This is a genomic window from Staphylococcus sp. mip270_02, from assembly GCF_054031535.1.
This window is the reverse complement of sequence record NZ_CM132934.1, coordinates 2,120,153-2,130,295: the sequence shown is the minus strand read 5'-3', so window position 1 is coordinate 2,130,295 and position 10,143 is coordinate 2,120,153. Positions and strand designations below refer to the sequence as shown.

Here is a 10,143-nt window from a genome sequence, read left to right as displayed (position 1 = left end):
AAGAAATTTAAAGTGTTGGGGTGTAAATAAAATGAGAAACTTACCTATTATTGCATTAGACTTTGATTCTGTGGAAGCGGTAGATGCATTTTTAGACAGATTTGAAGAACCATTATTTGTAAAAGTTGGAATGGAACTTTTTTATCAAACTGGCCCACAATTGATATCATCGATTAAAGATCGCGGTCATGATATTTTTCTAGATTTAAAATTGCATGATATTCCAAACACTGTTGGAAAAGCGATGGAAGGATTAAGTAAATTGAACGTTGATTTAGTAAATGTGCATGCTGCCGGTGGCACTGAAATGATGAAAAGTGCTTTAGTAGGACTTAAAAAGCATAACCCTAACATTAAACTGATAGCAGTAACACAGCTGACATCTACAACAGAAAGAATATTAAGAGATGAACAAAATATTCAAAGCTCGATTGAAGACGCTGTACTTAATTATGCCCAGTTGGCACAATTATCTGGATTGGATGGTGTAGTATGTTCACCACTTGAAGCTCAACTGCTTAAAAGTGAACTAGGAGAAGCGTTTTTAAAAGTAACGCCAGGTATTAGACCATTAGATTCAGCGAAAGATGATCAACAAAGAGTAACAACACCTGAAGATGCTAAAGAAATGGGAGCGACTCATATTGTCGTTGGTCGTCCAATTACTAAAAGTAGTAATCCAGTAGAAAGTTACCATAAAATTAAAGAAAGTTGGTTAAGATAAAATGGCAAAAGCAATTGCAAAATCATTATTAGATATTAAAGCAGTTTCATTATCTCCAAACGATCCATTTACGTGGAGTTCAGGAATTAAATCTCCTATTTATTGTGATAATCGAGTAACCCTTGGTTATCCAGATGTACGACGTGACATTAGAGATGGTTTAAGTGAATTGATTAAAACAAATTTTGAAGATGTTGAAATTCTTTCTGGTACTGCAACTGCAGGCATTCCTCATGCAGCCTATGTATCTGAAGTACTTAATTTACCGATGAATTATGTACGTTCAAAAAGTAAAAGTCATGGTAAGCAAAACCAAATTGAGGGTGCATTAAGTCAAGGTAAAAAAGTTGTAGTTATAGAAGATTTAATTTCTACTGGTGGTTCATCAATTACAGCTGTTAATGCGCTTAGAGAAGCAGGCGCAGAGGTTCTCGGTGTGGTTGCTATATTTACTTATGGTTTGAAAAAAGCTGATGAACAATTTCAAAACATTGGAGTACCATTTTACACTTTGAGTGATTATAATGAACTTATAGAAGTCGCGAAAGAAAATGGAGAAATTTCTGACAATGATATTAGTAGATTAGTTGATTGGAGAGACAACTTATCATAATATACTAAGTGGAGGGGATGTTATGACAAATGACCCGAAAGAAGCTTATAATCATTTCGCACACTTAAACAAATTTTTAAAAAAAGAGCAAGATTATAGACATCAAGATAATGCAAGGTATGACAAAGTCAGTTCAATGCAGACAGTTGAAGACAATATTTATAAAAAATCTAAATCAACTATTAAACAAAAAGGGCACATATAATAACGAACTCAATGTGACTTCTATATAGCTTTAATGTTGTTTAACATCATATTTGAGAATTTAGAATAAAAAGAATGAGACAGAAATTTAATTTTTAATAATTAAATTTCTGTCTCATTCTTGTTTATACACGACAAGCCATAATAATAGTTTTACTTTAGATAGTAATAACTAAATATTACATGGAAAAAATCCTCTATTTTAATTAGATGGAGGATTCAAACTATTGACAGTTTTTGTACACGTTTTTTGGGGGCTAATGCTTTAGTCTCTAGTCTTTGGTCAGTGTTTTTATGTGAATGGAACTTCAGATAATCGGCGATTACATTACTTTTGAAATTTGATTCAGCTTATGTAATCTATTATTGAAACTTTAATAAAATTATATATTTTATTTTAAAACTCCTTTTCTTCCATACCTAACTCTTTCAATGCCATTTTCTCAAACGCTGATTCTCCTGATTTCATAGCAAACTCAGCAATGAACATTGGAAATACTGCATTAAGTTCTATTATATGCTCTTTCATTCGAGGCCATATTTCACCACCAGCTTTACCGTATGCAGTTATAAGTTGTTCTAATCCTTCTTCCCCAAATATACGATGGTGTCCCATAAAGTCCATTGATGGATCGGAGTGAGTTGCTTCAGTCCAGTCTATAAGACCTGTGACGTTTGCTTGGTTATCAACCATTATATGTCCTGGATGTAAGTCTCCATGTATCATGGTCGCATGTCGAGGCCATAGTTCGTCGTTTTCTAACCATTGTTTCCATCTGTTCCATAATTCATATACTACGCCATAAGTTTCTTTAACTTTATTCATTCTTCTTTGAAAGTCATTTTTTACTTCTTGTATAGTTTTAATTTTTATATGCTGCGCGGTAATGTTTTCTTCTGGTATATTGTGTAAGTCTACGAGCGCTTCGGCTAATGTATTAACAAAGTTTTCTGGTACTGGTTTGTGTTCAATTTCCCAAACATAATCTTGTATTTCTGGGTCTATTGTGGCTGCAGGATTGCCAGTAAGTTTTGGGTAAGCAATAAGGTCTTTTGCGTGTACTTTCCACTTCGGTATTTCAAATGAAACATTACTCTGTAAAAAGTCTACCACTTGTTTTTCGGGTTTTGTTCGTTTATAAACGTCAGATCTTCTTGGTAGTCTTAAAACCCATTCTATGCCATGTTCATCTTTTCCAAATGCAACTTGGAAATCAAGGCCAGATTCATTCAATGAAATTGTTCGAGGTTGGATGTGTAATTGATGTTTTTCAGCACATTTAATAATTTCATTATGTTGAGTCATTTTATTGGCTCCTTATTTTTATTTTTTTATAAACGTATTTTTATCTTGATATAAATTAATCTAATCTGCAAACGATAACTGACTATACGACTTCGGGATATAAAATATGAAGTGATTTATGTTCTAATATTATAAATGATTGTACTTTCTGAACATTATATATAAATTGTTTTTCTACCGAAGACATTAAATTTATTGAATATACTTTTGATGAAGGATCTTATCGTAACGCATTCTATAAAAACATGATAAATTGTTATTTGATTTATTATAATACTTAAAAAAGTTATTCAACATATACTAAGGTATAGTTTTTAAGTTATATCATAAATAAACCCTATACAAATTAATGCATAGAGTTTACCTGTGTTCTGAACTCTCCGTCAGTTTAAACGGAGATGTTTATTTATGTTGTTAAAATAGATGAGCAATTTAAAGCTCATATTTTAATTTTAAAACTAGCGTATCATTATTTTAATAATAATATAGCCCACCAATATTACTAAGGCAGCTATAAGTAATGGAATAATATAATAAGACATGAAATACCTCCAGCAATTTTATTTATATTTTAACTGTGAAACGTAAAAAGTAAAAGCATTATGGTCATAAATAAAGTATAACAATAATAGTCATTAAGATGTAACGGTTTAATTGTATTATAAAAGTTGTGTGCTATTAAAGGTAGTATGGCTTTATTGGTTGTGGTACATTTGGCCTTACAATATAAATGATAATTTTTGGAAATTGATGCACAATAATTTTAAATTAATTTATAAAACACTTTATTATTTATGAAAAGTTTTTTTAAAAAGAGGGGGGCTTATATGAAAATGTTGGAACATTTGTTTAAAGATCACACAAAAAATATCATCATTTGCATATTAGGAGCGTTTGTAAGTGCTCTAGCGGTCAATTGCTTTATATTAGGTTCTAATTTAGGTGATGGTGGAACAGTCGGTATATCGTTAGCATTAAAATATGCGTTTGGATGGTCACCTGCGCTAACATCATTGATTATTAACACAATTGTTATCATTGTTGGTTGGAAATTTTTAAGTACACGTACTGCAGTTTATACTTTTATAGCGAATACAGCCATCTCGATTTTTTTAGATTTAACTAAAAACTTTAATACGGGAATAGATAATTTTGTTATAAATGCAACATTTGGTGGTGTTTTAGTCGGTGTTGGTATTGGTTTAGTTATTGCTGCAGGTGGTGTCATTGGTGGAACATCTGTAATTGCAAAAATGTTAAATAAATATTTAGATATAAAAACAGCTCAAGCTATCTTCATATTAGATGGTTTAGTCGTATTATCTTTTCTTTTTGTGTTACCACTTACAAATGTACTATTTACTATAATAATGCTATTTGTTACAGAAAGAGCAACCTCATTCATAATTGAAGGATTTAACCCTAAAAAAGCAGTTACAGTTATTTCTAGTAAAAACGAAGTCATTAGTGACAGAATTAATAGTTTTACGGGTAGAGGATCTACTTTATTAAATGGTAAAGGTGGTTACGGTAAACATGAAACGAGTATGTTATATGTCGTTGTTCCTCAATCACAAGTAACAAGAGTGAAAAAATTGGTGAATGAAGAAGATGAAAACGCCTTTTTAGTTATTCACGATGTACGAGATGTGCTAGGAAATGGCTTTATCAACTTATCTTAAATGATAATATTTTTTTGAGATATGCTATTGAATTATTTTATTGATATAAGTATAAAAACACATTTAATCTTTTGATTTTTGTTCTGCTTTGTCGATTTTTTATAAAATATCCTTTATGCTAATGATAAGAAAAATTTAGGGGGTAAAATAATGGCAATACCAAAAATCACGACATTTTTAATGTTTAACGGTAACGCAGAAGAAGCGATAAATTTATATGTAAATACTTTTGAAGATGCTGAAATATTAGCATTGGTCCGTTATAGTGAAAGTGACAATGAACCTACTGGGGCCGTGCAACATGCAATTTTTAGGTTGAAAGACCAAGTATTTATGGCAATTGACAACATGAATGGTGTAGATATTGAAATGAACCCAGCTATGTCTTTATATGTAACTGTTGATAACCCAATTGAAATGGAAAGATTATTTAATAAATTGAAAAGTGGCGGTGCAATATTAATGCCTAAAACAGAAATGCCGCCATTTAGAGAATTTGCGTGGATACAAGATAAATTTGGTGTGAATTTCCAATTGGCACTGCCAGAAAGCAAATAATTATAAATATAGATCAATAAATTATTTTATGAAATAGTCTTACCATTTATAAGATTTTGTTACATACATTGATCGTGAAATTGAATAAATAATGATTTTAATAGGACATCTACTACAGGATTTACTTTAAAACGATTAATTGTTTTATAAAAAGTTGTTTGATTTTGTGATAGCCACATCATTCGGGTACTACCACTAAGCAATTTTTCTGTTTTACGACTAGGCGATACGGATTGTGCGTAGGCATATAGAATAAGTTTTAACCTCATTATAGGATGATATGATGTAGCACCACGATAATGTTTGAATACATTTGCAGGGGTTGTTTCAACGGTTTCAGTAACATATCGTGACATATCATTTGTGGGTATAAGACCTGAAGTTTCCATTGGTAGTGTAAGTTGAGTCATATTATAATTTTTATACAAAAGACACCTCGTTTAGTTTATTAGTATTTATAAAATTATTTGTAAGGACCTTATTCTTTCAATGTTTTAATGTAAAATTACATATGCATGCGACATATTTTGCGAGACTCTTGAGGTAACAGGATAAGCAGAAGACTACAATCTGAAGCTGTCCTTTAAGAAAGCGCGAGCCAATAATACGAAGTATTGAACAAAAAAGAAGCACTCAGATGAATTGAATTAAATCATCTGAGTGCTATTTTTCTGGGATTTATGTCCCAACCTCATTATGTTATTTAACTTTTAATTTTTGAATGTGATCATAATCTGGGGTAGCGTAAAGCGTTTTTTGATTATCATATGTTACAAAACCAGGTTTAGCACCTGAAGGTTTATGAACATGTTTGATTTCAGTATAATCAACTGGTACTTGTGCAGAACTACCAGCTTTTGAAAAATATGCTGATAACATTGCAGCTTCTTTAATTGTCTCTTCACTTGGCTCATCACTTATAATGACAACGTGTGAACCAGGGATATCTTTAGTGTGGAACCAAAGATGATGTTTTTTAGCTTGTTTATTAGTTAAATAATCGTTTTGTTTATTGTTTTTACCAACCAAGATTGTATCGCCATCTGTAGAAGTGTACGCTTGAATTTGCATCGTCTGTTTCTTTTTCTTCTTGCTTTGTTTACGCTGCTTCATAAATCCTTGATCAGCTAACTCGTCACGAATATCGTCAATTTCATCAACAGAAATATGTGTAAGTTGTTGCTCGATACTTTCAAAGTAGTTAATATTTTCTTTGGTTAATTGAATTTGATGTTGTAATTCGTGTTCACGCGTTTTTAATTTATTATATTTTTTATAATAATTTTGTGCGTTAACAGCAGGTGTTTTTGTAGGATTAAGTGGTATTGTCACTTCTTCGCCGTTATAATAATTAAGCGCAGTAAGTGATTCATCCCCCTGCTTAATACGATAGATATTTGCAGTTATAAGTTCACCAAATAATTGTTGTTGCTCTTTTTCTTTGGTACCTTCACGTTCATCTATTAACTTACTTAATTTGTTTTGAGACTTGTTAAGTTGTTGTTGAACAAATTTTACTAAGTCGTTAGCACGTTGTTTAACGCGTTCTCTTTCACCACGCGCATCATAATAACGATCTAATAAATCATGAAGGGAGTCGTAAAGTACTACGTCATCATAGAACTGGTCTAATTTCATGAAATAGAAATCTTCTTTTCCAGATTCGTGATTTTTATGGAAAACAGGCGTGGGCTCACCTTGAATTTCCTCGAGTACTTCATCGAAAGCTTCCGGTAAAGTTTGTGTGGTCATAAATTGTCTACGGTTTGCAATCTCATTTGTTATCAGCGGGCTAAAACCTTCGAAATGATTGAGCAATTGTCTCGCAATTTTCCCACTATTAAAATCGATATATTTTAACGCTTCAACTCCAGAAATATCAAAAGGATTGATTTTATTTTGAGTTGGAGGTGCTTCATATTGAAAGCCAGGCATAACTGTACGATATTGATTAGTATTTGGTGTTAAATGCTTAAACCCTTCAATAATTTTTCGATTGTCATCTACCAATATTAAATTACTGTGTTTGCCCATAATTTCTAAAATAATTGTACGGTAAATCGTATCACCGATTTCGTCTTTACTTTGAACATCTATTTCTACACGTCTATCATTACCAATTTGTCTTACTGCTTTAACAATACCACCTTCGATGTGTTTACGAAAAACACGGGCAAACATTGGTGGGTCAAATGGATTATCATATTTTTTATTTGTTAAATGCATTCTAGTAAAACTAGGATGGATAGAAAGTAGAAGCTGATGATTTTTACGATTTTGTCGAATAACAACTAACATCGTATCGTTTTCGGGTTGATTTATTTTATGAATTCTTCCATCTACTAGAAATTGAAGAGATTCCACTATTTTTCTAGTGAATAAACCATCATATGCCATTACTATCAGCCACCTTATTTTTAGTCATTCATCATATTGTAACATGGCAATAAGAAATCTTCATGGTCAAAGTTTGTCCTTTGCTATGCTATACAACTAATTAGAGATTGTGGTATCATTGTCTAATAATAGTAGAACAGTTTAGAGAGGTAGTAAGTCATGGAAAATGAGAAAGGTTTGTTGATTGTACTATCTGGACCTTCTGGCGTTGGAAAAGGTACAGTTAGAAAAAAAATATTTGATGATCCGTCCACATCTTATAAGTATTCTATTTCGATGACAACACGTGACAAGCGTGAAGGTGAAGTCGATGGTGTTGATTATTTCTTCAAAGCAAAATCAGAATTTGAAGAATTGATTAAGCAAGATCAATTTATAGAATATGCTGAATTTGTGGGGAATTATTATGGGACACCTGTGCAATACGTTAAAGACACAATGGATCAAGGTAATGATGTGTTTTTAGAAATTGAAGTAGAAGGTGCTAAACAAGTGCGCAAAAAATTCCCAGATGCTCTATTTATTTTTCTTGCGCCACCAAGTTTGGATCATTTGCGTGAACGACTTGTGGGTCGTGGAACAGAATCCAGTGAGAAGATTCAAAGCCGAGTACATGAAGCGCGTCGAGAAGTTGAAATGATGAACTTGTATGACTATGTTGTTGTAAATGATGAAGTAGACTTAGCAAAACAACGCATTCAATCAATAGTAGAGGCTGAGCACTTGAAGAGGGAACGTATTGAAGCAAAATATAGAAAAATGATATTGGAGGCAAAAAAATAATGTTACAACCACCATTAAACCAATTAACAGATAAAATAAACTCAAAATACTTAGTAGCAACTACTGCTGCAAAACGTGCACGTGAATTAGATGAAAAACCTGAAACTGCATTATTAAATAAATATATTTCAAAAAAACCTGTAGGTAAAGCTTTAGAAGAAATTGCTGACGGTGAAGTTTTTCCTGACAAACTATTCCTAAAATCTTTCTAAAAATAATAAACTTGAGATACGAGTATAGAACATATGCGTTTTGAAAGTGGAGTTTTAAAGTGAGCCTGAGACATTAACAAATGTCTCAGGCTTTTTAATGATAAGGCCACGCTTTAAATAAAGCCCTGATAACTTTCTTGTGTAAGAGACTTAGTGCTTATCATCAATCTATTTATCAATCTAGTGGTACTTATATTTGAGTATTAGTTTAAAATGCTAATTCCAATTAAAACTTTTTAACTATGATTCACCTTTTCCGGGTGAGGCAACGAAATCATTTTAAAAAAATAAGATTTCTGTCTCACTCTTTTTAATTTAGTTATTAATTTGTGTATAATGATGAGTAATCAAAGTATTCTTAAAAGCTTAAATCATTAAATTTAATTTAGGCTTTCACATAAAATGTTGATTTAAAAAGTCATATTTAATTTATTTGAAGGAGAATGACAATAATATGAAACGAATATTACTCGCTGTTACAGGTGGTATTGCGGCATATAAAGCTATCGATTTAACTAGTAAATTAACACAAGCTAATTATGATGTGAGAGTAATGCTTACTGATCATGCGCAAGAGTTTGTTACACCACTAGCATTTCAAGCAATTGGTAGAAATCCAGTTTATACAAGTACTTTTAAAGAACAGAATCCAGAAGAAATACAACATGTTGCGCTAGGTGATTGGGCCGATGCCATTATTGTTGCTCCAGCTACTGCAAATACAATTGCAAAATTAGCTAATGGCATTGCTGATGACATGGTGACCTCTACATTATTAGCTACTGAGACACCAAAGTTCATTGCACCTGCTATGAATGTTCATATGTATGAAAATCGTAGAACTCAACAAAATTTAGCGACTTTGAGTTCAGATGGATACTATTTCCTCGAGCCAGGTGAAGGCTTTTTAGCATGTGGTTATGTTGCAAAAGGTAGAATGGAAGAACCATTACAAATCGTAGAGCGGTTAAATCAATATTTTAATGAACCGACTCAAAATCCGCTTTATAAAAATAGCCGTTTTGAAGGCAAACGTGCACTAGTTACTGCTGGCCCTACAGTCGAAGAATTAGATCCTGTACGTTATTTATCTAACCGCGCTTCAGGTAAAATCGGTTATGCGTTAGCAGAATCACTTACAAAACGCGGTGCTATAGTTACACTCGTTACAGGACCAACTCATTTAACACCACCAGCAAATGTAGAAGTAGTCCAAGTTCAAAGTGCAGAAGACATGTTCCATGCAGTAAAAACACGTTTCGAATATCAAGACATTGTGTTTAAAGCAGCAGCAGTATCAGACTATGCACCGGTAGATACACTTGAACATAAATTGAAAAAACAAGAAGGTACACTGTCAGTTTCATTTAAACGTACTCCTGATATTTTAAAGTATTTAGGTGAGCATAAAACACATCAATTTTTAGTGGGATTTGCAGCAGAAACACAAAATATAGCTGAATATGCTCAAAAGAAACTAAAAAATAAAAATGCTGATGTAGTAATTGCAAACAATGTAGGCGATAGAACCATTGGTTTTAGTTCAGATGATAATGACTATACAATGTACTATAAAACAGGTGATACCGCAACACTAGGAAAACATAAAAAAGTCGAATTAGCGGAGCACATATTGAATAGTTTAGAAACAAGGTGGCAATAAT

10 protein-coding genes and 1 pseudogene are annotated in these 10,143 nt (G+C 32.2%); 8 read left to right on the top strand and 3 right to left on the bottom strand.

Annotated elements, in window-relative coordinates; genetic code table 11:
* The first annotated feature begins 31 nt into the window (after nucleotides 1-31).
* The 3 genes from pyrF to ACW5YJ_RS09980 are packed head-to-tail and all read left to right on the top strand — an operon-like array spanning nucleotide 32 to nucleotide 1,542.
* Nucleotides 32-724 (top strand): orotidine-5'-phosphate decarboxylase, encoded by a 693-nt coding sequence (pyrF, locus tag ACW5YJ_RS09990; RefSeq protein WP_135092380.1) that lies wholly within the window; start codon nucleotides 32-34, stop codon nucleotides 722-724.
* A 1-nt stretch (nucleotide 725) separates the two neighbouring features.
* A complete protein-coding gene (gene pyrE, locus ACW5YJ_RS09985) occupies nucleotides 726-1,337 on the top strand; it encodes an orotate phosphoribosyltransferase (RefSeq protein WP_426432642.1) in 612 nt (203 codons plus the stop codon).
* A gap of 22 nt (nucleotides 1,338-1,359) precedes the next feature.
* Nucleotides 1,360-1,542: a hypothetical protein gene (locus ACW5YJ_RS09980; RefSeq protein ID WP_017724235.1), complete on the top strand. Its 183-nt coding sequence runs from the start codon at nucleotides 1,360-1,362 to the stop codon at nucleotides 1,540-1,542.
* 396 nt (nucleotides 1,543-1,938) lie between these two features.
* Here ACW5YJ_RS09980 and ACW5YJ_RS09975 read toward each other — a convergent pair whose 3' ends face one another.
* Entirely contained in the window at nucleotides 1,939-2,847 is a 909-nt protein-coding gene (locus tag ACW5YJ_RS09975; RefSeq protein WP_017724236.1) for an Mph(C) family macrolide 2'-phosphotransferase, read from the bottom strand.
* 827 nt (nucleotides 2,848-3,674) lie between these two features.
* Between ACW5YJ_RS09975 and ACW5YJ_RS09970 the strand changes: the two genes are divergently transcribed.
* The gene (locus ACW5YJ_RS09970) at nucleotides 3,675-4,529 is read left to right on the top strand and encodes a YitT family protein (protein ID WP_457338130.1); all 855 of its coding nucleotides are present in this window, start codon (nucleotides 3,675-3,677) and stop codon (nucleotides 4,527-4,529) included.
* Between the two features lie 150 nt (nucleotides 4,530-4,679).
* Nucleotides 4,680-5,087: a VOC family protein gene (locus tag ACW5YJ_RS09965; protein ID WP_017724238.1), complete on the top strand. Its 408-nt coding sequence runs from the start codon at nucleotides 4,680-4,682 to the stop codon at nucleotides 5,085-5,087.
* A 62-nt stretch (nucleotides 5,088-5,149) separates the two neighbouring features.
* Here ACW5YJ_RS09965 and ACW5YJ_RS09960 read toward each other — a convergent pair.
* Both ACW5YJ_RS09960 and ACW5YJ_RS09955 read right to left on the bottom strand, forming a co-directional pair.
* Nucleotides 5,150-5,515 (bottom strand): annotated as a pseudogene (locus ACW5YJ_RS09960) (transposase); the annotation flags it as partial.
* A 271-nt stretch (nucleotides 5,516-5,786) separates the two neighbouring features.
* Nucleotides 5,787-7,484, bottom strand: a complete 1,698-nt coding sequence (locus ACW5YJ_RS09955) for an Rqc2 family fibronectin-binding protein (protein WP_153672352.1) — start codon at nucleotides 7,482-7,484, stop codon at nucleotides 5,787-5,789.
* Nucleotides 7,485-7,643: 159 nt separating this feature from the next.
* Here ACW5YJ_RS09955 and gmk point away from each other — a divergent pair, with 159 nt between their 5' ends.
* From gmk to coaBC, 3 genes are all read left to right on the top strand, one after another.
* A complete protein-coding gene (gene gmk / locus ACW5YJ_RS09950) occupies nucleotides 7,644-8,267 on the top strand; it encodes a guanylate kinase (protein ID WP_017724241.1) in 624 nt (207 codons plus the stop codon).
* A complete protein-coding gene (gene rpoZ / locus ACW5YJ_RS09945) occupies nucleotides 8,267-8,479 on the top strand; it encodes a DNA-directed RNA polymerase subunit omega (RefSeq protein ID WP_017724242.1) in 213 nt (70 codons plus the stop codon). Before gmk ends, rpoZ begins: the two co-directional genes overlap by 1 nt.
* A gap of 454 nt (nucleotides 8,480-8,933) precedes the next feature.
* Nucleotides 8,934-10,142, top strand: coding sequence for a bifunctional phosphopantothenoylcysteine decarboxylase/phosphopantothenate--cysteine ligase CoaBC (gene coaBC / locus ACW5YJ_RS09940; RefSeq protein WP_017724243.1), 1,209 nt, complete (start codon nucleotides 8,934-8,936; stop codon nucleotides 10,140-10,142).
* Nucleotide 10,143: the final 1 nt, after the last annotated feature.